Origin of the sequence: Hwanghaeella grinnelliae, from assembly GCF_004005845.1 — a bacterium.
Classification (GTDB): domain Bacteria; phylum Pseudomonadota; class Alphaproteobacteria; order UBA8366; family Aestuariispiraceae; genus Hwanghaeella; species Hwanghaeella grinnelliae.
Map to the genome: position 1 here is coordinate 1,622,575 of NZ_SADE01000001.1, position 24,377 is coordinate 1,646,951.

At 59.3% G+C, this 24,377-nt stretch carries 22 protein-coding genes; 4 read left to right on the plus strand and 18 right to left on the minus strand.

Features of this window, described 5'->3' with window-relative positions; translation table 11 throughout:
- Positions 1 to 3 precede the first annotated feature (3 nt).
- From EOI86_RS07490 to EOI86_RS07535, 10 genes are all read right to left on the minus strand, one after another.
- On the minus strand, positions 4 to 705 hold the full coding sequence (locus tag EOI86_RS07490) for an ABC transporter ATP-binding protein (protein ID WP_127764464.1): 702 nt from the start codon (positions 703 to 705) through the stop codon (positions 4 to 6).
- A 1-nt stretch (position 706) separates the two neighbouring features.
- Positions 707 to 1,453, minus strand: coding sequence for an ABC transporter ATP-binding protein (locus tag EOI86_RS07495; protein ID WP_127764465.1), 747 nt, complete (start codon positions 1,451 to 1,453; stop codon positions 707 to 709).
- The gene (locus tag EOI86_RS07500; protein ID WP_205032095.1) at positions 1,453 to 2,433 is read right to left on the minus strand and encodes a branched-chain amino acid ABC transporter permease; all 981 of its coding nucleotides are present in this window, start codon (positions 2,431 to 2,433) and stop codon (positions 1,453 to 1,455) included. The genes EOI86_RS07495 and EOI86_RS07500 overlap by 1 nt, the downstream gene beginning before the upstream one ends.
- A gap of 14 nt (positions 2,434 to 2,447) precedes the next feature.
- Entirely contained in the window at positions 2,448 to 3,371 is a 924-nt protein-coding gene (locus EOI86_RS07505) for a branched-chain amino acid ABC transporter permease (RefSeq protein ID WP_127764466.1), read from the minus strand.
- 129 nt (positions 3,372 to 3,500) lie between these two features.
- Positions 3,501 to 4,682, minus strand: a complete 1,182-nt coding sequence (locus EOI86_RS07510) for an ABC transporter substrate-binding protein (RefSeq protein ID WP_127764467.1) — start codon at positions 4,680 to 4,682, stop codon at positions 3,501 to 3,503.
- 244 nt (positions 4,683 to 4,926) lie between these two features.
- A complete protein-coding gene (locus EOI86_RS07515; protein WP_127764468.1) occupies positions 4,927 to 5,628 on the minus strand; it encodes a fumarylacetoacetate hydrolase family protein in 702 nt (233 codons plus the stop codon).
- 73 nt (positions 5,629 to 5,701) lie between these two features.
- Positions 5,702 to 6,745, minus strand: a complete 1,044-nt coding sequence (gtdA, locus tag EOI86_RS07520; RefSeq protein ID WP_127764469.1) for a gentisate 1,2-dioxygenase — start codon at positions 6,743 to 6,745, stop codon at positions 5,702 to 5,704.
- Positions 6,746 to 6,755: 10 nt separating this feature from the next.
- The gene (nadN, locus tag EOI86_RS07525; protein WP_205032096.1) at positions 6,756 to 8,579 is read right to left on the minus strand and encodes an NAD nucleotidase; all 1,824 of its coding nucleotides are present in this window, start codon (positions 8,577 to 8,579) and stop codon (positions 6,756 to 6,758) included.
- Positions 8,576 to 10,234, minus strand: a complete 1,659-nt coding sequence (locus EOI86_RS07530; protein WP_127764470.1) for a benzoate-CoA ligase family protein — start codon at positions 10,232 to 10,234, stop codon at positions 8,576 to 8,578. Before EOI86_RS07530 ends, nadN begins: the two co-directional genes overlap by 4 nt.
- A 5-nt stretch (positions 10,235 to 10,239) precedes the next feature.
- Entirely contained in the window at positions 10,240 to 11,382 is a 1,143-nt protein-coding gene (locus EOI86_RS07535; protein ID WP_127764471.1) for an FAD-dependent monooxygenase, read from the minus strand.
- 212 nt (positions 11,383 to 11,594) lie between these two features.
- Here EOI86_RS07535 and EOI86_RS07540 point away from each other — a divergent pair, with 212 nt between their 5' ends.
- Together EOI86_RS07540 and EOI86_RS07545 are read left to right on the plus strand one after the other, a co-directional pair.
- The gene (locus tag EOI86_RS07540; protein WP_127764472.1) at positions 11,595 to 12,395 is read left to right on the plus strand and encodes an IclR family transcriptional regulator; all 801 of its coding nucleotides are present in this window, start codon (positions 11,595 to 11,597) and stop codon (positions 12,393 to 12,395) included.
- A gap of 24 nt (positions 12,396 to 12,419) precedes the next feature.
- Positions 12,420 to 13,085 carry a MarR family winged helix-turn-helix transcriptional regulator gene (locus EOI86_RS07545; protein ID WP_127764473.1) on the plus strand — a complete coding sequence of 222 codons (666 nt, stop codon included), beginning with the start codon at positions 12,420 to 12,422 and terminating at the stop codon, positions 13,083 to 13,085.
- Between the two features lie 53 nt (positions 13,086 to 13,138).
- Here EOI86_RS07545 and EOI86_RS07550 read toward each other — a convergent pair whose 3' ends face one another.
- The 4 genes from EOI86_RS07550 to EOI86_RS07565 form a co-directional block, all read right to left on the minus strand.
- A complete protein-coding gene (locus EOI86_RS07550; protein WP_127764474.1) occupies positions 13,139 to 14,254 on the minus strand; it encodes an MBL fold metallo-hydrolase in 1,116 nt (371 codons plus the stop codon).
- Positions 14,255 to 14,264: 10 nt separating this feature from the next.
- Positions 14,265 to 15,092: an alpha/beta fold hydrolase gene (locus EOI86_RS07555; RefSeq protein ID WP_127764475.1), complete on the minus strand. Its 828-nt coding sequence runs from the start codon at positions 15,090 to 15,092 to the stop codon at positions 14,265 to 14,267.
- 9 nt (positions 15,093 to 15,101) lie between these two features.
- Positions 15,102 to 16,652 (minus strand): benzoate-CoA ligase family protein, encoded by a 1,551-nt coding sequence (locus tag EOI86_RS07560; RefSeq protein WP_240035585.1) that lies wholly within the window; start codon positions 16,650 to 16,652, stop codon positions 15,102 to 15,104.
- Between the two features lie 177 nt (positions 16,653 to 16,829).
- A complete protein-coding gene (locus tag EOI86_RS07565; RefSeq protein ID WP_127764477.1) occupies positions 16,830 to 17,288 on the minus strand; it encodes a flavodoxin domain-containing protein in 459 nt (152 codons plus the stop codon).
- Between the two features lie 265 nt (positions 17,289 to 17,553).
- Between EOI86_RS07565 and EOI86_RS07570 the strand changes: the two genes are divergently transcribed.
- Positions 17,554 to 18,447 (plus strand): helix-turn-helix transcriptional regulator, encoded by an 894-nt coding sequence (locus EOI86_RS07570; RefSeq protein WP_127764478.1) that lies wholly within the window; start codon positions 17,554 to 17,556, stop codon positions 18,445 to 18,447.
- Here EOI86_RS07570 and EOI86_RS07575 read toward each other — a convergent pair.
- Positions 18,444 to 18,905, minus strand: a complete 462-nt coding sequence (locus EOI86_RS07575; RefSeq protein ID WP_127764479.1) for a cupin domain-containing protein — start codon at positions 18,903 to 18,905, stop codon at positions 18,444 to 18,446. The genes EOI86_RS07570 and EOI86_RS07575 overlap by 4 nt on opposite strands.
- 116 nt (positions 18,906 to 19,021) lie before the next feature.
- Here EOI86_RS07575 and EOI86_RS07580 point away from each other — a divergent pair, with 116 nt between their 5' ends.
- A complete protein-coding gene (locus EOI86_RS07580) occupies positions 19,022 to 19,528 on the plus strand; it encodes a MarR family winged helix-turn-helix transcriptional regulator (RefSeq protein WP_127764480.1) in 507 nt (168 codons plus the stop codon).
- Positions 19,529 to 19,592: 64 nt separating this feature from the next.
- Here the strand turns inward: EOI86_RS07580 and EOI86_RS07585 are convergent, their stop codons facing one another.
- Genes EOI86_RS07585 through EOI86_RS07595 form a run of 3 tightly spaced genes read right to left on the minus strand, consistent with a single transcriptional unit; the run spans position 19,593 to position 24,182 of the window.
- Positions 19,593 to 19,970 (minus strand): hypothetical protein, encoded by a 378-nt coding sequence (locus EOI86_RS07585; RefSeq protein WP_127764481.1) that lies wholly within the window; start codon positions 19,968 to 19,970, stop codon positions 19,593 to 19,595.
- Positions 19,967 to 23,140, minus strand: a complete 3,174-nt coding sequence (locus tag EOI86_RS07590; protein ID WP_127764482.1) for an efflux RND transporter permease subunit — start codon at positions 23,138 to 23,140, stop codon at positions 19,967 to 19,969. Before EOI86_RS07590 ends, EOI86_RS07585 begins: the two co-directional genes overlap by 4 nt.
- A 1-nt stretch (position 23,141) precedes the next feature.
- Positions 23,142 to 24,182, minus strand: coding sequence for an efflux RND transporter periplasmic adaptor subunit (locus EOI86_RS07595; protein WP_127764483.1), 1,041 nt, complete (start codon positions 24,180 to 24,182; stop codon positions 23,142 to 23,144).
- Positions 24,183 to 24,377 lie beyond the last annotated feature (195 nt).

Genomic DNA, 24,377 nt, shown 5'->3' on the forward strand with positions numbered 1-24,377 from the left:
CGCTTAAACTCCCAGATAGCGTTCCGTCAGCGCTTCGTCGGCCATCAGGGTTTTGGAGTCGCCGCTCCAGACCACGGCGCCTTTTTCCACGATGTAGTGGCGGTCGGCGATGCGGGCGAGGTCGACGATGTTCTTGTCGATCACCAGGATCGATTGCCCCGCATGTTTCAACCGTTCCAGCACGTTCCAGATATCCTGCCGAATGAGAGGCGCGAGGCCCTCGGTCGCTTCGTCCAGGATCAGAAGCTTGGGGTTGGTCATCAGTGCCCGGCCGATCGCCAGCATCTGTTGTTCCCCGCCCGAAAGCAGGTTCGCCATGCTGCTGCGGCGTTCCTTCAGCGAGGGAAAGAAGGTGAATATGCTGTCCAGCGTCCAGGGATCTTTGCGTCCGGTCCGATTGGCCGAGGTCGCAACCAGGTTTTCCGTCACGGTCAGGTTGGGGAAGACTTGCCGACCTTCTGGCACCAGGCCCAGTCCGGCCTGCGCCATGGCGTAAGACGGCTGACCGGTCATGTCTTTGCCATCGAACTCGATGGTTCCGCTGGCCGGTTGGGTGATGCCCATGACCGAGTGGACGGTCGTCGTCTTGCCCATTCCATTACGGCCGATCAGGGTGACGACCTCGCCCGCATTGACTTCAAGCGCCATGCCGAACAAGGCCTGGCTGGCGCCATAATAGGTTTCCAGTGCTTCGACACGCAGCATGTCAGGCGGCCTCCTCACCAAGATAGGCGCGTTTGACTTCTTCGTTGGAACGGATCGCGTCGGGTGTGTCGGTCGCGATGATCGCGCCGTAAACCAGAACGGAAATGCGATCCGCCAAGGCGAAGACAGCGTCCATGTCATGTTCGATCAGCAGCATCGTCTTGGACCCTTTGAACTTGTTCAGGATCTCCACCATGCGGCTGGATTCTTCCTGGCCCATGCCTGCCATCGGTTCGTCCAGAAGCAACAGCTTGGGATCGGTGGCGAGCGCCATGGCGATTTCCAATTGCCGGTGTTCCCCATGGCTGACGGCGTTGGCGAGACTGTTCGCCTTATCTTTCAGACCGACCTGCGCCAGATATTCCATCGCCGGTTCGAACAGGGAGCTGTCCTTCGCCGTCGGTTTCCAGAAGCGGAAGGAATGGCCCTGGTGCGCCTGGATCGCCAAGGCTACGTTTTCCAGCATCGTCATGTCCTGGAACACGCTGGTGATCTGAAACGACCGGGCCAGGCCCATATGCGACCGTGCATGCATGGGGTGGTTCGTGATGTTCCGTCCGGCGAACAGAATTTCACCGGAATCGGGAAGCATCTCTCCCGAAAGCTGTGAGATCAGCGTCGTCTTGCCGGCACCGTTCGGACCGATGATGGCGTGCAACTCGCCTTCGGCGACATCCAGACTGACATGGGAGGTGGCGTGAACCCCACCAAAGCTCTTGTTCAGGTCGCGGACTTCCATCAAGGCCATTACACCGCCTCCTTCTTCTTGGAGAACCACCTGCGCAGAAGGCCCGCGATACCGCCTTGGACGAACAGGACCACCAATACCAACAGCAAGCCGAATATCAGGTGCCAATAGGTCGTGATGGCGGACAAAATTTCCTCGATCACCAGGAAGGCGAGGACGCCGTAGACCGGGCCGAAGATGGTGGCCGTACCACCGAGGACGACCATGAAGATCAACTCGCCTGACCGGGTCCAGTCCATCATTTCCGGGCTGATGAATTCGGTGAAGTTGCCCAGCAACGCGCCGGCATAGCCGCAGATTGCGCCGGAAATGACATAGGCGGTCAACCGGTAGCGATAGGTCGGGAAGCCCAGCGCGCCCATTCTGCGTTCGTTGGACTTCGACCCTTTGACCACCATGCCGAAGCGCGAATTGACCAACCGATGCACGATGAATAGCACGACGGCCAGCGAGACGAGGCAGACATAATAGAATGTCGTGTCGTCATACATATCGATCAGGTCGCCGAAATTACTGCGCTCATAAATGATCAGGCCGTCATCGCCGCCGTATTCTTCCAAGGAAACGAAGCCGTAGAACATCATTTGGCCGAAGGCCATGGTGATCATGATGAAGTGCACGCCCTTGGTCCGCAGACTGATCGCGCCGGTGATCAGGGCGTAAAGGGCCGCACAGGCGACGGCCAACAGAATATGCAGGAAGCCGCTGTATTCGTCGTAATAGGCGGGAATGCCGACCGCATAGGCGCCGATCCCCAGGAAAGCCGCATGCCCGAAACTGACCATGCCGCCGAAACCCAGGATCAGGTTAAGGCTGGCCGCCGCGATCGACAGGATCAACATGCGGGTGAAAACGTCCAGCCAGAATGCTTGGTCCAGCGCTTCGATAATTGGTGGGGCGAAGGCCAACAGCACCATGACGACAACGCCGATGATGAGCCAGCGCGGTGCGGAGAAAATGGAATTAGGACGAGATGACATGATGGACGGACCGTTTATCGAACTTTGGGCGGGAAAAGGCCTTGCGGACGCACGGCCAGGACGATCGCCATCAGGATATAGACAAGCATGGCGGAGATGGCTGGCGCCGCCGTCTCCGCATTTTCAGCACCCATGAACAACTTCAGGAACTGGTCCAGATAAGACCGTCCCAGCGTGTCGATCAGGCCGACGATCAGCGCACCGACGAAGGCGCCTTTGATTGAGCCGATGCCGCCGATGATGATAACGACGAAGGCGACGATGATGATTTCGTTCCCCATGCCGATGCTGGCCTCGGTGATCGGGGAAATCATCATCCCCGCGACGCCCGCGATGGCGGCGCCGGCCGCGAAGACCAAGGTGAACAGCTTTTTGATGTCCACGCCGAGCGCTTCGACCATCGTGCGGTTTGAGGCGCCCGCACGGATCAGCATGCCGACACGCGTTTTCGTAACGACATAGTAGAGGCCGCCGGCCACGGCCAGGCCGACCACAATGATCGCAACCCGGTAGGTTGGAATGACGATGTCTTCGGCCGGGCGGATCTGGCTGTCCAGCCATTGCGGCAGCGGGATTGCCATGCCGCCGGCACCCCAGATCAGGTGGACGCCGGTATCGAAAATCAGGATCAGGCCGAATGTCGCCAACACATGGTCGAGATGGTCGCGTTGATACAATCGCCGCACCACCGTCAATTCCGTCAGATACCCGACCGCAAGCGTCAAGGGTATGCCAAGAAGGACGCCGATCAGGAAGCTGTCGGTGATCATCGTGACCGTGCCGCACATATAGGCGCCGATCATATAGAACGAGCCATGGGCAAGGTTGATGAAATCCATGATACCGAACACGAGCGTAAGGCCCGCGCAGACCAAGAACAGCAGCACGCCGAGCTGCATGCCGTTCAGCAATTGGGTTATGACTAGGGATGCATCCATTTCGGGCTCAAATACCGGCTCGTTCTTTGGGAAGGGGCGGGGTCGGCGGAATACTCATCCGCGGCGACCGTCAAGGAAAGCGGCGGGGCTGTAAGGCCGCCGCCGCCTTCTATCACGATCGCGAAGCGACTACATTTTGCATTCGGACGCATAGACGTCCTGGTGCATGTCATAGACGGTGGAGACGATCTTAGTCGTCCAATTGCCGTCCGCATCAGCGACGGTTTCGCGCAGATACAGGTTCGAAATCGGGAAGTGGTTGTTGCCGATCTTGATGTTGCCACGTGTGGGCAGATAGGTGGTTTCTTTCATCGCCTTGCGCAGCGCGTCCTTATCGGTGAGATTCCCGCCGACTTTTTCGACCGCTTGTTTGATGAAGAACATCGCGTCATAGGCCTGCGCGCCGTAGAAGGACGGGTAGGTGCCGTATTTCGCTTTGAAGTCGCTGACGAACTTCTTGTTCTCCGGCGTGTCCAGGTCCGGCGACCAGGTCTGCGTGGCGAAGGAGCCCAAAACCCCGGTCAGTCCACCTTCCTGCAGTCGCGGCAGTGACAGCGCGTCGACGGTGAAGACGGTGTAGAGCTTCATGCTGTCGGCCAGTCCGGCTTGTTCGAACTGTTTGATGAAAGCGCCGCCGGCTTTTCCCGGATAGAAGACCCAGATCGCTTCCGCGCCGGATGCCTTTGCCTTTGCCAATTCGGCGGAGAAGTCGAGCTGCGCGTCCTTACCCCATTTGGTCAGGTCCTTGCCCTTGATTTCGCCCTTGAAGGTGCGTTCCACGCCCGCGGCCATGTCCTTACCCGCGGCATAGTTCGGGGCCATGATATAGACTGATTTCACACCGTTCTGGTTCAGCACTTCACCCAGCGCCATCGGCGTCTGGTCGTTTTGCCACGAGACGGAGAAGAAGTTCTTGTCGCAGCGGTTGCCGGCCAATTGGGACGGGCCCGCATTGGCGGAGATCAGGAACGTGTCGGCGCCGAGCGCCGCGCGGGACGAGGCCAGCAGCACGTGGCTCCAGATGAAGCCGGTCACGAAGTCGACTTCGTCCTGCTTCACCAGTTTTTCGGTTTTCTGCTTGCCGATTTCCGGTTTGAAACCATCGTCTTCGAAGATGACTTCAAGGTCGAGGTTACCCATCTTGCCGCCCATATGCTCAACAGCGAGCTCCGCGGCATTTTTCATGTCGTTGCCGATGACCGCAGCCGGCGTCGTCAACGTGGTCACGAATCCGACCTTTACGCTGTCCGCAAGGACCGGCGTTGCCATCATCGTGGCGGCCAAGGCCGCGCTAATAAAACTCTTCTTCATATGCTTTCTCCCAGATGCCAGAGCGCAATCTGTTTAGTTAATGACCCTGTTCCCGCAGCCTTTGCGGCCATCTTATTCTCGGTTCTTAGGAACGCTTCTTCACGGGCCAGAATGGCGCATTAACGCCGGTACTTCCAGCCCGCGATTCATGGAAACTTTATATATAAAATATTCCCATGTGAAGCATTCGCTTTGCCGAGCATTACATTAGGAAACGGCAGTTTTCCTTATGCCTTGCGTCTTCCTAATCTGTGTAGCGGACCGAGATTTCCCCCAATCCATCGACGCCGCCTTTCAGGGTGTCGCCGGATACCACAGGGCCGACACCGGCCGGCGTTCCCGTGTAGATCAGGTCGCCCGGATAGAGGCGGTGAAACTTGGAAAGATCGGCGATCGTTTCTTCGACATTCCAGATCATTTCGGCCAAGTCGGCATCCTGTTTCATCTCGTCATTGACCGAGACCCAGATGCGGCCCTTGTTCATCGCAGCACCGCCGTCGGCCTTGGTGATGGCGCCGATCGGCGCGCCGTATTGGAAGTTCTTGCCGTTGTCCCAGGGGCGGCCCTTTTCACGCATCTTGATCTGCAAGTCGCGCCGGGTCATGTCCAAGCCGACTGCATAACCGTAGATATAGCTGGCGGTTTCTTCCTGTGGGATTTCGAAGCCTTCCTTGCCGATGGCCACGACCAGTTCGATTTCGTGATGGAAATTGCTGGTCTGCGGCGGGTAGGGCAGGGGAACGGTTTCGCCATCCGGGCAATTGACGATGGAATAGCGTCCCTTCTTGAAGAAGAACGGCGGGTCGCGGTCTTCGCCAAAACCCATTTCCTTGCGGTGTTCCCAGTAATTGCGCCCCACGCAATAGATTTCCCCGACGGGGAAGAATTCATCGGTGCCGCGGATCGGAACGGCGGTGGTGGCGGGCGGGTCGAAGCAGAATTGCATTATCGATTTCCTCGGTTTTGGCGTGTTGTTGATTGGCTGACATATACCAGGCCGGCCAAAGGTAAGATCAGTCTCAGGCGCTGTCCCGTTGTTCGTTCCAGATGCCAAGTTTTTCCTGCATGCCTTTGTCCGAATAGACAAACAAGACAAGGTCGTCCTGGGCTTCGAATGCATGGCGATGCCAGCTTGGAATGACGAAGATGTCACGCGGTTTCAAGTCATAGGTGACATCGCCGATGGCGACCTTGCCGGTTCCTTCCACGACGGTGACGACCATCGAGTCCGTCGCCTTGTAGCCCGCGGTCTTGAAGCCCTTCGGCAGCATTTGCACGAAGGCGGCGATGGTCGGCATGACCGGGCCGCCGTCGGCCGGATTGATGAACTGAAGCTTCAAGCCCAGATTCGGGTCCCATTCAGTGCCGCCCCGCATCTGTTCCAAGGCCTCGCGGTATTCCGCATAGGGGTAATGGAAGACGGGGGAGGATTTCGACGGCGCCTCGAACCCGACCGGCAGCATGTTGGAACCGAAGCGCTTCCGGCTGTCGCCCGGCGGGCGGCGGTCCAATTGGTATTCGTCATTGCCTTGTTGGGCGAAACTGGCGTCGAAGAAGCGGATCGTCGGAATGTCCAATCCGTCCAGCCAGACCATCGGGCCGTCGCTTTCGTTGCCGTGGTCGTGCCACTGCCAACTTGGCGTCAGGATCAGGTCCCATTCCTTCATGATCGCGCGTTCGCCGTCCACGGCGGTATAGGCGCCATCGCCTTCCATCACGAAGCGCAGGGCGCATTGCGTATGACGGTGGCAGGGCGCGATCTCCCCCGGCATGATCAATTGCAGGCCGGCATAGAGCGATTGCGTGACCGCCGATTGCCCCGGCAGGCCCGGGTTTTCCAGTATCAAGACCCGGCGTTCCGCTTCCTTCGCGGTGATCAGGTCAGCCGATGCCATGACGTATGAGCGCACGTCGTCATACCGCCACCGGACGGTCTGGACCGGGCTGACCGGTTCCTTGGCGACAAGGGCGTGCAAGACTTCCCATAGCGGCGCCATGTTGTGCGGGCGGATCTCGTCATAGAAGGCCTTGCGGTCGTCGGGTATCGCTTTTTCGGTGCTCATCCCTGCTTCCCTATTTCTCGATGGATTGGGTTGAATAGTCTTCGACCGGCAGTTTCCCGACGGTGCCGCGCTGCTTCACGAAATCGACGAAACTTTGCGCGTAGTCCAGATAGGTGTTCAAAGACCGCCCGTCTTCCGTCACGGTCTTGAAGGTGGCGTAGCCGTCGCGGCCGGCGCCGATATAGTCGTTGGTGATCACCTTGTAGGATCGTGACGGGTCGAGGGGCGCCCAGGTCCGGTCCGATGGACCCTTGAATTCCACATCCGTGAAGCGGCTGCCTTTCCCGGCGGACAAGTCGACATTCCAGCGCAACCCCGCGGCATACGGATAGGCCCCGGTAGAGCCGTCCGGCAGCAGCGCGTAGTCCAAGGCGTCTTCCAGAACCGCATGGATTTCCGCACCGGTCATGGTCAATTCGACAAGGGTGTTTGAGAAGGGCAGCAGTTCATAGGCGGTGCCGATGCTGATCGGTCCGGCGGGAATGTCTATACGCACACCGCCGCCGTTCTGAATGGCGATATCGCCGGTCTTGGACATTTCGCGGAAGGCATAAGCCACCAGCATGGTTATGTCTGACCCATGCCCGGCGGTATCCGATTTCGAACAGACCTTCGACCGGCCCTGACCGGGGATGCGTTCCAGGCACAAATCATCGCTGGTCTCGCCTATGATTTCACCCTTCCGCGCGTCGACCGTTTTCGCAAATCTCTCGAAGACAGCCTTGGTTGCCGCGTCTTCCTTGCCCAGCGTCAAATAAGGATGGTCCGCGACGGCGGCGAGGACGGCATCGCGGTCCGATCCGTTCAATTCAACCCGCTCGCCGTCCGCATTTTTCCGTTTGAAACTGTCGGCCAGCTGCAAATGAGGCTTGCCCGAACAGGCGGCGACCGTGCCGTCCGCGTTGAAGTCGACTGCAAGCTCGCCGAGGATGCGGGCATACTCCCAGGCATGGGCCACGCAGACCATGTTGCCGCCGTCACCGGAAATAACGGTCGGGTAGGGGCCCCTGGCGTTCAAGCCAATATCGTCGAAGTCCTCGCCAAGCAGCGTGTGGCTGTCGCCGCCGACGATCACGTCGACGCCCCTCAGCTTCTGCGCCAGCGCGATATCGTTGCCATAGCCGAAATGGGTCAGCAGCACGATGCGCTCCACGCCCGCGGCAGTCAGTTCGTCGATGTATTTTTGGGCGGTTTCGGCCTCGTCCAGGAATTGCGTCGTCGGATCGGGGCTGGAGGAATTCTTGGTCTTGGACGCGATGTCGATACCAATGATGCCGACCTTCGCACCCCCGACCTGTTTGATCACGTAGGGCAGGATATAGTCGTCGGGGTTATTCGGCGCCAAGGGGGATCCCCCAACTTCCGGCACGACATTCGCACCCAGGACCGGTGTTCCGCAGTCGCCTTTGCGGAGGAAGTCGATGAAGTTCTTTAACCCCGCATCGCCCAGGTCGAATTCATGATTACCCAGCGCGAAGGCGTCGAAACATATGGAATTCATCAAGGCCGCATCGGCCTCACCCTTGAACAAGGTGAAGAACAGGTCGCCCATCATCGCGTCCCCGGCATGCAGCTTCAGGACATTTTCCCTGCTTTCGGAAAGTGTCTTGAATTGGTTTGCCAGCATGGGAAACCCGCCGCCCGAAACCCGGGTCCGCTCACCGGCCAGGATCAAGTCTATCGAACCGTCCGCCGCCAGATGGGAATGGTGGTCGTTGATATGCAGGATCGTCAGATCGGCCGCCTTTACCGACAAGGGGGCGGTCATGGCGGCGCATATGGCCAAGCCCGCCAGGGCATTTGTCAGAAAACGGGACGGCCGTGTGTAGGTCACTGCTGAAGGGTCTCCTCAAGTGCCCGCTTGCAAGCTTGCCGGTCGATCTTGTCGGTGCCTGTCTTCGGCAGGGTGTTCATATAGATCACCTGGCGGGCGTATTTGTAGGGCAGCAGCTTGTCCTGGGTGTAGGCTTTCAGTTCCTTGCCCAGGGCGTCGCCGCCCTCAATGCCCGGCATCGGGGCGATAGCGGCGGCCAGTGTCATGCGACCATCCGCCAACGGCAAGCCCATCACCGCGCATTCCATCACCTTTGGATGTTCGTTGAGGCAAAGTTCCACTTCCAGCGGATAGACCCATTGGCCGCTGACCTTGATCAGATCATCCGCGCGGCCTTTGAAGAAGAAGAAGCCGTCCTCGTCCATGACGAACCGGTCGCCGGTCCAGATCCACCCGTCGCGCATGGTCTCGGCGGTCTTGTCCGGGCGGTTCCAATAGCAGGGCGCGTTTGAATCGCCGCGGACCCAAAGGATACCTTCCTCGCCGGTCGCGACCGGATTGCCGTCCCGATCGGTCAACTTCGTTTCATAACCCGGTACGCGCTGGCCCGCCGATCCCGGTTTTTGCTGCTCAATGGTGTTGGACAGATAGATGTGCAGCACTTCGGTGGAGCCCAGCCCCTCGATGATGCGGTGACCGAACCGGTTCTCCCAGGCACCGAAAACGTCCTGCGACAGGATTTCCGCGGCGGAAATGCAGCGGCGGACCGAGGCCAGATCCGCGCCTTCCGACTCGGGCGCCTTGATCATGGCGGTATAAACCGTCGGCAGGGCGAAGAAGAGTGTGGGGCGGTGGCGCGCGATCTGTTCAAAGATCTTGTCCGGCGTCGGCCGGCCCGCGAACAGCATGGTGCTGGCGCCGGCATGGAAGGGGAAGGTGATGCTGTTGCCGAAGCCATAGGCGAAATAGATCTTCGGAACCGAAAAGCAGATGTCGTCCGGCTCGATGCCGAGGACCCGGTCGGCGTAGGAAATCGCCGTATAGAGCATGTCGTGATGCAGGTGAACGACAGCCTTCGGGCGCCCTGTGGAGCCGGAGGAATACATCCAGAACGCCATGTCGTCGCGGCCGGTATCGGCGGCGTCCAGTTGGTCGGATGCGCCGGTCACTGCATCCGGCCCCAGGATCGAGATGTTCGCCGAAGCCAAGCCCGGAACGGTCTCTGTACCCGTGCCTTCGGTCAGGATCACGGCCTCCAGACTCGTCGTCGACCAGTCTTCCGACCCGAAAGCGTCTAGGAACTCGGGTTGGGTGACACAGGCGCGCGCACCGGAATTTTCCGCGTAATAGTGCAACAGGTCGGGCGGGGACTGCGTGTTCAGAAAGACCGGTGCCAGCCCCGCGCGGATTGCGCCGAAGGCGGCAGCGGGATAGGCAGGACCGTCGTTCAGAACGATAAGGACGCGATCCCCTCGCATAAGACCGAGAGAGAGCATCGCGTTGCCGTAGCGGCAGGCATCCCGGCACAGCGCGCCATAGGTTATGTTCCCCGCGTCGGAATAGACGGCAACCTTGTCCGCCAGTCCCTTGTCCATATTGTCGAACAGAATGGCGGACGCATTATAGACCTCAGGAACTGTGAAGCCGATTTCCCGTGCCGCTTCGCCATCGCGCGGGACGAGGTCCTTGATCTGAACGGATTCTTGCAACGTCATCTCGTTCATCCCGCAACCCTTTTCTTGGCCGCGTCGTATTGCGCCATGAATTTCGGTGCATTGGCACGCAGTTTGTCGTCATCCATCCGTCCGGCACGTTTGATGTAGCCATGAGCGAAGTCCAGTGGCGGCATCTCCATATGGGCGACGAACTGCTCGTACCAATTGGCACTCTCCTCAGCGGCGCGGACCAGTTTCGCGACAATCGGTTTGCGGTCGTCCTGATAGGCCTGCAACGCCGCCTGCATATCGCTTGGGTTCTCGCGGATCGATTTGGCGAGGGAAATTGCATCTTCCATCGCCAGGCGTGTGCCCGAACCGATGGAAAAATGCGCAGTATGCAGGGCATCGCCGATCAGCACCTTGTTTCCACTATACCATGTCTCGTTCCAGACCTTGGGGAAGACGCGCCAGATCGATTTATTGGAAATCAGCGGGTGGCCGTCCAGGACGTCGGCGAAGACGGCTTCGCATATCTCGCGGCTTTCGTCATCGCCGGCTTGGTCCAAGCCGGCATTCCTCCAAACTTCTTCTGTCGTCTCCACGATGAAGGTGCTCATATTCGGCGCATAGCGGTAGTGGTGCGCGTTGAACGGGCCCCATTCCGATCGTCTGAAGGTCTGAGTCAGGGTCGGGAAGGTTTTGGTCGTGCCGTACCAGGCAAACCGGTTGGTCAGGTTGTCGACGCTGGCGCCGAAACCTTCCGGGTCGCCGTTGCGGATGACGGAATTGACTCCATCCGCGGCGATGACCAGGTCTGCGCTTTCCGCATCGACCGTATAGGCATCCGGTGCGCTGCCGAATTTCAATTCTACGCCAACGTCTTCGGCGCGTTGGGTGAGAATTTGGATTAGTTTCAGGCGGGCAACCGCGGCAAAGCCGACACCGTCTATGGCTGTCTTGTCGCCCATCAAGTCGATGGTGATGTCTTGCCAGGTTTCCAATTGTCCGGCGAAGGCGCGGTAGGTATCGGGATCATCCGCTTCCAGGAAGGACAGGGCGCGGTCGGAAAATACCACGCCGAAACCCCAGGTTACGTCCCGTGGATTTTGTTCGTAAACGGTGACTGTTGCCGCAGGGTTGTCACGTTTCAGCAGGGTGGCTGAATACAGGCCGGCCGGCCCGCCGCCTAGGACGGTGATCCGCATGGGTCGCTCCCTCTCCAAATCCGGTTGGCATTCCGTACCCGGTTTACCCAGGTTTTTATTTTTCCGTTATATACAATAAATTCACGGATATGCAATTCACCAAAACAACCAAGGCAATTCGTACGAGAAACCGTCTGGATGCTTGAGCCATCAGGGATACGCACATAACGATATGCGCAAGAAGGCAGGGAACACATTGCGGGGCGAACGGAATGGAAATGGAAAAAGGCGGGCCGGAACGGAACGGCACGCGGCGTGGCATTCAGTCTTTTGACATCGGCCTGTCGGTGTTGGAGGCCTTCGTCGCGGCGCAGGGCCCCCTGACCCTGACGCAATTGGGTGATAACCTGGGCATGCCGGCCAGCAAGCTTCACCGATATGTTTCCAGCCTGGTCTCGGCGGGGTTTCTGGACCAACCGCGTCGGTCTGGCGCTTATGATCTTGGACCGCGGGCCCTTGCGGTAGGGCTGGCCGCGCTCAACCGAAACGATTTCGTCAACCGGGCGGTGTCGGCGACGGAAGAACTCGTCGCGCGCACAGGGGTAACCGGCACGATTGCGGTTTGGGGCAATTACGGGCCAACGCTGGTCCGGTGGGAACGCGGCACCGACGCATTGACGACCGCACTTGGTCTGGGCTCGGTGATGGACCTGTTCAGATCCGCGACAGGCCGGATCTTCGCGTCTTATCTTCCCGAAGGGTCGGTAAAGGCCTTCCTGTCTTCCGGGATCGGTGCAGCCAGCGGCGCAGTGACCGGTGACGGTGAATACGGCCGGCTTGACGCAATGCGCGGGGAGATCAGACGAATTGGTTATGCCTGTGCGGATGGCGAATACATTCCGGGCCTTTATGCTGCTTCCGCGCCGGTTCTGAACTGGCAAGGGGATGTGGAAGTGGCGGTGACCCTGGTCGGGCGTACGACGGCGGTCACGGACCCGGAAGGCGAGATATTGCCGATGCTGGTAGAGACGGCCAGGAACCTCTCGGTCCTCGATCCGGCGTCCGGGAATTAAGCGGTGGGTTCGGGGGAAAGTTTGATGGCCAGTGCGCAAAAGGGAAATGGATCGCCCGGAAACAGATCGCGCGGAGACGGATCGCGCGGCAATGGATTGCATGACGACACGCCAAGCGCGGGCGCGGAGGGGGCGGAAGCGAGCGAGTCGGGTCGCGACCACCAAGGTCCGGCGGCAGGGAAGTCTGACCGACTTTTGGCCGGTATCGCAGTCGGCGGCGGCATGGTGGATAGCGACGGCATCGTCCGCATCAGTCTGGGCAATATGCCGGACCTGATCGGATATAATCTGCGCCTTGCGCAGTTGCGGGTTTTCGATCATTTCCGGGAAACGCTGAAGGTCAGCGGCGACCCCGTGCTTGCGACGATTACGCCGGGGCTTTTCCGCATCCTGGTTCTTGTGCGTGACAATCCCGGCCTGAACCAAAGTCGGTTGGCAGCCGCGGTCGGTATCGATCGGTCGACATTGGTGCCGATCCTCAACAGGCTCAGCAAACTCGGTTTGATCGAACGGCGGCAGTCCCGAAACGATGGGCGCGCCCATTCGGTTCATCTGACCTTCGATGGCGCCAGTACGGTCGGCCGAATGGAGGACTTGGTCGATCAGCATGAGCAGGAAATCGCCAAATCGCTGACGAAGCGGGAGAAGACGCAACTGATCGGCTTGCTCCGCAAGCTCGGTAACAGTTGATCTGCTTCCATCCGCATCGTCTTGTTCCTCGGTTCCAGGCCTGTTCCTGTTCCCTAGAAGTGCAATTCCTGCACCGCCTCATCTTCGATTCCGATGGTTCTGGCGTGACGCTTCTGCCCGTAAAGCACGGTGCCGTCGGACTGCGTTTCGATTGTCATTTCACCGCTTCGAACAAGATGCTCCAAATGGGCGACGGTCTCGCCGATGGCGAAGACGAAGTTCCCCGCTTCTTCAATCCTGGGAAACAGGATCTTTTTCGCCTGCAAGGTGGTCAAAGCCCCGGTTTCGCGCAGGCCGTCCCGCAACTCCTGCAATCGGTCGCGGTGATGGTCCAGTAATTCGTCGATGCGCCGGTGCAGGCTTCTGAAGGGCTGCCTGTGCGACGGCAGAACAAGGGCGTCAGCGGGCAGGGAGCGGCATTTGCTGATGCTGGCCAGGAAATCGGGCAACGGCGACACGCCGCTGCGGTACCACCAGACGGAAACGATCGGGCTGATCTGCGGCAGAATTTGGTCGCCGGAGATGAGGACATTGGTTTGCGCGCAATACAGGATGGCCTGTGCCGGCGTGTGACCGCCGACCGTGATGACACGCCAGTCACGCCCGCCAATCGGCAGGATATCGCCGTCATCGATCGGCAGGAACATTTCCGGTGGGCGGCCGACGCCCATGTTGTAAGCGTTCCCGCGCTTGAGGTGAAAATCCCGGATTTCCCGGGGCACGCTGTGCCGGGCAAGGAATCTGTCCTGACTAGTGGCGAATTCCTCCCCGGTGACGCGCCATAACAGCGTCGCGGTCGTCCATTCGCGGTCCGTCATCCGGAATGTCAGGCCAAAGGTATCCACCAACCAGCCGGCAAGGCCGAAGTGATCCGGGTGATAATGGGTGCAGATCAATTGCGCCGGCCGGCGACCGGCGGCGGGGCCTTCGAAAATCTTGTTCCAAAGATCCTTGGTCAGGTTGCTCGCCATGCCTGTATCGATGATCGTCCAGGTCGGCGTGCCGTCTTCCGGATCGAAATCCTCAAGAAGCCAAAGGTTGATATGATCGAGCGCCATCGGCAGCGGCATGCGGATCCAATGAACGCCGGGCGCGACCTCCACGATCTCTCCGTGTTCGGGTGGCGGAATGTCCAGATAGTCCATCCCGTCCTGTCGCATATGCGTCATTGTTTTCCCCTCACAGCCGTCCGACGAATTCGCCGATGGCGTCTAGTACCTGGTCTCGCTGGTCACGGTGCGGCGAATGCCCGCAATTCGGAAGCATCAATGTCGTGCATGGACCTGACACGCCTTGTTCGACGGCTACGATCTGCTCGGCGCTGCCGTATTCGTCGTCTTCACCCTGAATGACCAGGACAGGGCAGTCTATCACCGGCAGGCAGTTTTCAATATTCCAGTCCCGAAAGGCGGGGTGCAGCCATATGTCGTTCCAGCCGCGGAAAGTACGGCGGGAGTCGCGATGATAGCGGCCCAATTTTTCAGCCATGTCGGATTCGTCGAACAACGCCGCGATCTTTGCGATGGAATTCACCGAAATCTGTTCCACGAAGACATGTGGCGCCATCAGAACCAGACCGGCAATTTTCCGGCCGGAAAGACCGGCATGGAGCAGGGCGATGGAAGCGCCGTCGCTATGCCCGATCAGGATGGGATTTTCCATGCTCAGCGCGTCGAGCAAGCCGGGCAGGGCAACGGTGCCCTCGTCATGCATATAGGCGGTGTCGAACGGTTCCTGCAGAATATCGGATTGGCCGTATCCATAGCGGGAATAGACCAGAGCCCGACGATCGGTGGCGGCAGATACGGCGGCCGGAAAGTCACGCCACATTGCCACTGAGCCCAAACCTTCATGCAGGAAGACGAGCGGCGGTGCGTTCGATGCCGCCTCGTCGTTGAGCATCGCGCATTCCAGCATGCGCCCGGCGGCGGGCTGCATGAAGTTGCGCGCGTTCGCCATGATTGCCGCGATGCTTCTCGCTTGGTTGCGGGGATTGTTCGACGACATCGTTCAGTCCTAAAGGCGCAGTTTGTAGCGCTGGATTTTGCCGGTCGCGGTTTTTGGCAGTTCTTCCACGAACTCGATCCAACGCGGGCGCTTGAACGCGGCCAGTTCGGCCTTGGCGTGGTCGATCAGCGCCTGGGCCAGATCGTCGCTCGCCGAATGGCCCTGGTTCAGAACCACATAGGCCTTTGGCTTGACCAGGTCGTCCTGGTCAGGTTGCCCGACGACGGCGACTTCCAGTACGCATTCGTGCGTCAGAACCGCCGTTTCGACTTCGAAAGGCGATACATAGATGCCGCCGACCTTCATCATATCGTCGGTCCGGCCGGCATAGGTGTAATAGCCGTCGGCGTCGACGGTGTATTTGTCGCCGGTCCGGGTCCAGGGCCCGCGGAAGGTATCGCGGCTCTTTTCCCGCTGGTTCCAATACATGATCGCGCTTGTCGGGCCCGACACTTCAAGCGTGCCCATTTCCCCGGCAGGGACGGGATTGCCGTCCTCATCCACAAGGCGCAGGTCATAGCCCGGAATCGGTTTCCCCGTGGTGCCCGGTTTGATGTCGTCGGCGCTGTTCGAGAGGAAGATGTGCAGCATCTCCGTCGTGCCGATGCCGTCCAGGATGTCCGTACCGGTCGCTTCCTTCCAACGGCGCATCAATTCGGCCGGCAGCGCTTCGCCGGCGGAAGTGCAAAGCCGCAGGGCGTGTTCGCCCTGTTTTGGCAATTGTCCGCTTGCCAGCAGCATCCCGTACAGCGTCGGGACGCCGTAAAAGATCGTGGGATTCTTGTCGCGCAGGATTGAAACCACCGCCGCCGCGTCGGGTGGGCCGGCGTGAAGAATCGCCGTGGCGCCGGCCGCCATCGGAAATGTCAGGCCGTTGCCAAGACCATACGCGAAGAACAGTTTCGCGGCGGAATAAACGACATCGTCCTCTTTGATCCCCAGGATTGGTTTGGCGTAGAGGTTCGCCGTTTCGATAAGGTGGCTGTGCAGATGTACCGCGCCCTTGGGCATGCCCGTGGTGCCGGAGGTGTAGAGCCAGAAGCACATGTCGTCGAGCCGGGTCCGTTCCGGTTCAAAACTGTCCGACGCCCCGGCGATCAGGTCCGACAGGCTCTTGTGGCCCAGACTGTCCGCGCCTGAGACGATGACCTTCTCCAGATCCGGATGGGCGTCGATATCCTTCTCGAAAAGTGGATAAAGCGGTTCGGAGACGACGAGCGCCGCCGCGCGGCTGTCGTCCAGCATGAAGCTGTAATCCTTGGCCGTCAGGCGCGTATTCACAGGCACGGGAACGATGCCGGCCTTGATGCAGCCCAGGAAGACGGCGACGAAATCCACCGTATCCAGCATGCACATCAGGACGCGTTGTTCGCGTCGCACGCCCAAACCGGTCATCGCGTTGGCGACCTTGTTGGACAGCCGCTCCACGTCACCATAAGTGTGCGTGCCGTTGATATCGATGAAGGCGGGCTTGTCGGCCCGGCCGGCGGCCAGATTGCGGGCGATCAGGTCCACCGCCGCGTTGTATTCGTCGTCAAACCGGGTGCCGGTTTCCGCCATAACGTCCTCCCTATACATCTTTGTCGCGGGTCCGGTTCGGCTGACTGTGGCGCCGTCCGGCTTCTCTTATTCTTTGTGCGTCCCAAATAGGCGTTCCAGATGGGGTCCGCCCCCGGTATCCCATATGGTTGTTCCATACGGGGTGTTTGCCCCGCCGGGTCTTTGGTCTGCTATCTGCTAGGCGACCAGTTCATCGAACCAATCAGCCGCCCAGTCCGCGGCCTCATCCTCCGGCAGGGAGCCGGCGGATGCGTCGTGAAGGCGGACATCGCCCACCCGTTTCGCGCCCAATTCCTGAAGCGTGTCGTCGAATTGCTTGCCGCCGAAACAGAAGGTTTGCGCATAGGTCATGTCGCCCAGGGCGAAGACCCCGTAGCGCAGTGCGGATAAATCCGGTTTTGCTTCCTTCAGCGATTCCAGCAATGCCTGGGCATTGTCGGGCACGTCGCCCTGGCCATAGGTGGAGGTGCAGATGATGATGGTGTCCGCTGAGGAAACCGCATCCGCGCGCAGATCGTCCATCAAGGAGATTTCCGCATCCGCGCCCTTGTCCACCAATGTGTCGAGGATTTCGTCGGCGACAAGCTCCGCCGTGCCGGTCATCGTGCCGACCAGAATATGTATGTTTTCGCCCATGCGTTTACCCTGATGCCAAGCGCCTCGTTATCACGGACCCTGTTTACGGGCCTTGTTTCAGGGGCAACTTTAGAATGGATGCTCCCGGTGACCGGCAATATAATGCCGACACTTCCGGCTGAAAAGCATTATACTGCATCTTATCCGCAACATTTATCATAGTATGTCTGTTGGGAATTGTCCGTAGCTTGCTGTAGATGAAGCGGCAGTTGGCATAAAGACGGGCCGGAACGGGAAGAAACGATAACTTTTTAGGTTGGTGACGGTGAAGAACGAAGAAGATACGGCGCTTGTCGAATATCTCACCCGTCTTGGTGAACGCGTTCGGGCCGAACGCGCCAAGCGGGGAATGACACGCCGGATTCTCGCCCGGGATTCGGGCGTGTCCGAACGCTATCTGGCGCAATTGGAAGGCGGGACTGGAAATCCGTCGATTGCTTTGCTGCGGCAGGTATCCATGGCGATGGATGTTCCCTTGGCCGCCCTGGTGGCGGGGGAGGCGGAAGCGACCGAGCCGGTCGCCTCCCTCATCCCATTGCTGGAACGGGCCAGTGCGGAGGAGTTGGACGCGATCCGCCGCGCGGCACTGAAAATCATGCGCCCGGCCGGGGAAGACATGAAGGCCCGGCGAATCTCGCTGATCGGTTTGCGGGGCGGCGGCAAATCCACTTTGGGCCGGATGCTGGCTGAGGAAATGGGCGTTCCCTTCGTGGAACTGAACCGCGTGATCGAACAGGAATACGGCGGCAGCATCGGCGAGATCCTGGCGCTGAACGGGCAACCGGCTTTCCGCCGCTATGAACGGCGCTGCCTTGAAGCGGTGATCCGTGATCACGAAGGGGTCGTTCTTTCCACCGCCGGTGGGATCGTGTCGGAACCGTCGACCTTTGCCTATCTGCTGGACCATTCGCATGCGGTTTGGGTGCAGGCGACGCCGGAAGAACATATGTCGCGTGTCGTCGCCCAGGGGGATCTGCGGCCGATGGCCCAGAACCGGGAGGCGATGGACGACTTAAAGGCGATCCTCGCGGCGCGTGAGGCGGATTATCGCCGCGCCGATGCCGTGTTGGACACCAGCGGGAAGGCGGTGGAGGAGAGCCGAAAGGATCTCTCCTCACTGGTCCGCGAGATACTCGGTTCGGAAAAGGCTTTGGCCTAGGCAGCAGCGGCTGCCGACCCCAGTGCGATCGGTGTAAGGTTCCTTTCCTTGCAAAATGCCAGATATTGATCGCGAAGTTTCGGCGTATCGGTGTAGTCGATTTCGTTCCCTTGTTGATCCACATAGGTCAGGCGTCCAGACATGACGATGTGGATGATGCAGGGCTCGTCGCCGACGCATGCCCAACTGTCCTCGTTCCCGACCGGTTCAAATATGTAGTCCCCCGGTCCGGCGATTTCGCCGCTTCCCAATTGTCGTTTGCCCGAAATGTTCAGGGCATGCACGAAGCCTTCATGCTTGTGCCTTCCTACGACAGTGCCTGGAAGAACTTTCAGTCGCAGCGTTCTTTCCGTGCCATCGAAACGAAGTGGCATCGCCCAAACGCCCTCTCCAAGGGGTATCCAGTATCGGTCGTCGGCGGGAATGGGGGTGGAAGTATGGTTCAAGGTTGTGGTCACGAGATCGGCCTCCTAATTATCTCGGCATCGAGATATCATCATAATATCTCGACGTCGAGATAAAAATATGAAAATATGAAGACCGGTTTTCTAAATGTCATCTATGAGGTTTCGAAATGGCGGATCATGTCGCGCGGATTGAGGCGCAATGGGGCAGGGAAAGGCCGGATGTGCCACTCGATGGTCTGCCAATCATCGCGCGTGCCAGGCGAATAACCCTGTTGACCCGCGGCCCGATTGAAAGCCTGTTCGAGGAGCATGGACTGAACGCGGGAGAGTTCGACGTCCTTGCCACCCTGCGCCGCAGTGGAAAGCCCTATACAGTGCGGCCGACGGAACTGTTCACACAATTAATGATCAATTCCAGTTCATTGACGGATCGGCTCAACCGGCTGGAGAAGGCCGGGTTGATCGATAGGCCGGTGAACCGGGAAGACGGGCGCAGTCGATTGGTACAATTGAGCCGCCACGGCGTTCAGGTGATCGATACGGTTTTCGCAAAAGACATGGCGTTGGAAAACGAGATCGTCGGATGCCTGACCATGGACGAGCGTAAGGCCTTGGCGGGATTGCTCCGGAAACTTGCTGTCGGGGTTGAGGCTAAATACGCGGGTACCGACTGAAAGCCCTAGTTTGGTTGGAGCCGGGTTGAGCCGGCCGGGCGGACATGCAGGTTGATGCCGGCTTTTATTCCCCGGCGGCCCAGGTCCGGGCCTGCTCAATGTTCATAAGGATTCTCCGTTTCCGTTTGTCCTTGTGCAACCCGGCTTCCTGCCACAATTGCAGTAGAATTTGCTCCTGTCGCCCGGCTGCGACGACCGCGATACGGGCTTCTTCCGGCAATGTAACGGCTGGCCAATTGTCGAGGGTTCCCTGGATGATCTTGAGATTGAGTTGGCTCAGATCCGCCGTTCTCAGATCCCAAACGACATTCTCAACACCGTGCTGTCGACAGGCACTTTCAATTTGCCGAACGCCCCAGGACAATTCGGGCTCGCCGATCACGCCGCTCAATCGGATTTCGATTTGGGCTCGTTCGCTGTTTATGCCAGCGTCGGCGTTCATTCCGCAGGGGCTTCCTTCGTGCCGGTCGCTTCACGCAGGTTGTGGCCGGCTGCGTGACGCAATTGGTTCTGCAATTCCTGTCCTTCCTGGCTGCGCGGTTTCGAGTAGCCGGCAATCCGGGAATAGACGACCGGTGCCAAAAATAGCGTCACGAAACCCGCGATGCCAAGGCCGCCGAAGATCACCCAGCCAATGGTAGTGCGGGATTCGGCGCCGGCGCCGGACCCGAAAATTAACGGCAGGCCCGCGAAGACCGTAGATACCATCGTCATCATGATCGGCCGCAACCGGACGAGGGAGGCATGGCGTGCGGCCTGGACCGGGGACATACCGTCTTCCCGGCATTGATCGGCGAATTCGACCATCAAAATCGCGTTCTTTGCCATGATGCCTATCAGCAGCAACACACCAATCTGGGAATAAATATTGATCGACGTGCCGGAAAGGTACAGCGCAAAGATCGCCGCGCAAATACCGAACGGAACCGTGATGATGACGACAAGCGCGCTGGTCAAGCTCTCGAACTGGGCAACCAGTACCAGGAAGACGACCACGAAAGCGATGACATAGGTGATCATCAGATCGGCGGAGGTTTCATTCAACGCCTTGGCTTCGCCAAGGAATATAAGCCCGGTATCCGGCGGCAGCATTTCGGTGGCCAAGGCGCGGATCGAATCCGCCGCTTCCCGCAATGTTCTCTCTGGCGCGATATCGGCGCTGACCTCAATGGCGCGGCGCTGGGCGTGACGGTCCAATTCAGCGGCGACGGAACTTTCGGAAAAGACCACCAATTGGCCGAGTGGAACCAATCGCCCGTTTGCCGCGGGAACATACAGGTTCGCGATGTCCTCGGGCTGTTTGATGGCGCCTTCCGTGGCCTGAAGCATGATCGGCAGGGTGATGTCGTCGACCGTCAGTTCCGCCACTTCAAATTCATCTATAAGCACTTGGATGATAGTGCCGAGGTCGGCGATATCGACGCCCAAATCGGTGGCGCGCTGCCGGTCGATATTGATGGATAGTTCAGGCTGCGTGGCGCGGAATTCGACGCGCGTGTTGGTGAGCCAAGGCAGCCGCTCTTCCATCGCCAATACAAATCTGTTCGTTTGGGTGAAAATTTCCCGATAGTTCGTGCCGATCAGGGCAAAATCCAATCCCCCGTCGGCATTGCGAAGGTTCAGGCTGTTGCCGCGGCTGACGCGCGCTTGAGCCCCGGGGATACCGCTCAATTGCCGATTCACGGCATTGGCGATTTCGCTTTCGGTGATCGATCTTTCCGACCAGTCGACAAGCTGGGCGTCGACCTGTCCGCGGTTCAGGTCGTATCGTCCTGTGACGGTGTAGAGGCTCTTTGCCACCCCCTGGTCGAGATAAGGCTGAAGGATATTCTCGACCGCTTCCACCTGACGGTCCGTATAGGTAAGTCCGACGCCGTCGGGCCCGGTCAGGCGAACCCTGATCGTGCCGCGATCCTCTTCGGGTACGAGTTCTTCCCGCAACCCGCCATAGACTTGCCAGGCAGACCCGATAATCACGACACAGGTTGCAAAGACCAGGACCGGATGCCGCAGGGCGAGGTCGAGAGGCACGGTATAACCGCGCACCAACCAGCCGCCGAATTTGCAGCAAAGTCCGTACAAACCGCTCGGCGCCGTGTGTTTGCGGTTCGGCAGTTTGGACACCATCATCGGCACCAGCGACAAGGCGACGAAGGAAGAGATCGCGACCGTCACCGCCAGAACGAAGCCGAATTCCTGAAACAGCCGCCCTGCCTGGGAGGGCAGAAAACTGATCGGGACGAAGACGGAAATAAGGGTCGCGGTCGTCGCCAATACGGCGAAGAATACTTGTCGTGTACCCAGCACGGCCGCTGCCTTGGTTTTCAACCCTTCGCCGCGCAGCCGTTGAATGTTCTCCAACACGACGATGGCGTCATCGACGACGATGCCGGTCGCCAACACCATGGCCAAAAGGGTCACAAGGTTGATGGAAAAGCCAAGCAGCCAGATTGCGGCGAGCGACCCGATCAATGCCACTGGAATGGCGATGGTCGGGATGATCGATGCGCGCCATTGGCCGGTGAAAAGCGCGATCACCAGCACGACGATCAAAATGGTATAACCAAGTGTGACGAGCAGTTCCCGTATCGAGCTTTTGATGAAGAGACTGTCGTCCGAAATCGTCTCGATATGCACATGGGGCAGGCGGTCGCTCAGTTCCCCAATCGCCCTTTGCACGCCTTCCGCGATGGCGATGGTGTTCGAGCTGGATTGCCGAATGACGCCCATTCCGATGACCTGTCGGCCATTTAACCGGACCCAGCTTTCCGCTTCCGCGGGGCCGAAAAAGACATTCGCGACATCGCCGATCCGCACCGGTTCGCGGATGAACAGATCCATGATCTTCTCCGGATCGATCACCGAAGCATTGGCGCGGACAAGGACTTCCTGTTCTTCGGATTTGAAACTGCCGGCTGGAATGTCGAACCGTGTATTCCGCATGACATCGGCCACATCTGCGACCGAAAGGCCGTAGCTGGCCAGTTTCAACGGGTCCAACTTCACGCGCAGAACCGTCTCCCGCTCACCGAAGATATTGACGTCGGCGACGCCTTCCACGGCGGTCAACTCGGGCAGGATTTGATCTTCGACGACCTTCGTCAGTGCGTCGATCTCCAGCGTCTCGCTCCAGACAGCCAGCGACACGATGGAACCGGCATCGGCATCGGCCTTGATGACAGCCAGGTTCTCGACCCGGTCGGGCAATTGGCGTTCGATCCGGCTGACCGCTTCACGGACATCGGTTGCGGCATCGGCCAAATCGATCGTAGGGCCGAAGGTTGCGTGGATGCGGAAATTGTTCTCCTCGCTGGACGACCGGACCTCGACAATTCCGTTCACCCGCGCGACGGCGGCTTCGACAATGCTGGTCACTTCCGCATCAAGGGTTTCGGGGGAGGCGCCTGGATAGTTGCCGCGGACGGAGACAACCGGCCTGTCGACATCCGGCAGTTCGCGAACCTCCACGCCCAGCAGGGCACCGAACCCCGCAATCATGATCAGCAAATTGAGCACGACGGCCAGATAAGGCCGCCGGACGCTGATTGCCGGCAGGTCGTTCACCGATTTGCCGTTGGCTAGGTCTTCCTCGTCGGTTCGAACCTCGGTCATATCAGCTGCCTTCGTTGACCGAGATTTCGACATGACGGCCGTCGCGTAGGCGCTGAACGCCTTCGACCACGACAAGATCGCCCGGGGCGATGTCCCCTTCGACAAGGACCGTGTCGTTCAACCGGCGGCGGGCAATCACATCCACCCGTTTGGTCGTGCCCTCGTCAATCTTCCAAACGAAGCTTGTGCCATCCCGCCATTGAAGGGCCAGTTCGGGAACGGTCGGCATGACCGGACCGGGAAGGATAAGGGTCACGAAAAACGACATGCCCGGGCGCAGGATATCTTCGGCATTCGGAAAGGCTGCGCGGATCAACACGGTGCGGGATACAGGATCGACGCGGCTGTCGATTTCGTCGACCGTACCGTCGATTCGACGGTCCGGGAAAGTTGGGGTGCGCGCGTCCAACGACATGCCCAGCGTCAAGCGTGACAGATAGCGTTCCGCGACTTCGAATTCGACCAGCAAAGTCGACCGGTCGTCGAGGGTCACGATTTCCATGGTTGAGTTCACCCGGTCGCCGATTTCGATCTTTGGAATGCCGACAATGCCGTCGAAGGGCGCGCGCAGTGTTCGGTCGTCGAGGGCTTCCCGTGCCTGTTCCAACTCCAGTGTTGCGCGTTCCAGTATAACTTCCGCATCCTCAACATTGGCGGGTGAGCGGACATTCGTCTTCCGCAGCTTGTCCGCGCGGGCAAGGGCGCTTTTCGCTTCCCGGACCCGCGTTTCGGCAACACGGACGGATAGCGTTGCCGAGCGGTCCCCCAATTTCATCATCACCTGGTTCGCCTTGACGCGCTGACCGGATTGGATCGGCAAGGCGACGACCTCGCCCTCGACTTCCGGATACAGCGTGACCGACCGGACGGCGCGTGCCGTGCCGATCGCTTCGATGGTGACTTGATCGGGAGCCTCACCGGCGGCTTCCACCAAAACAGGGACGGTCTGGATATTTCTTGGCTGTGCCGTTGCGGCGGCGGGTTTGCTGTTCCCGGTTTTGCCGGAGACGATTTCGTCTTCGGGCCCGATGGCAAGTCCCATCGTGTCGAGATAGGGCTGCCAGCGGTCCTGCGTTCCCCAGGCGACGATCCCGACCAGGATCAGGATTGCGATAATCCGCGCAAAGCCGCCAATTGACCTTTTCGAACTCAGTGTTTTCGCTCCAATAGTAAAAAGTCGTTTTGATTTCGCGCGACGCTAGATTTTCGGTATGGCTCTTAATTTTGTCGAAACATA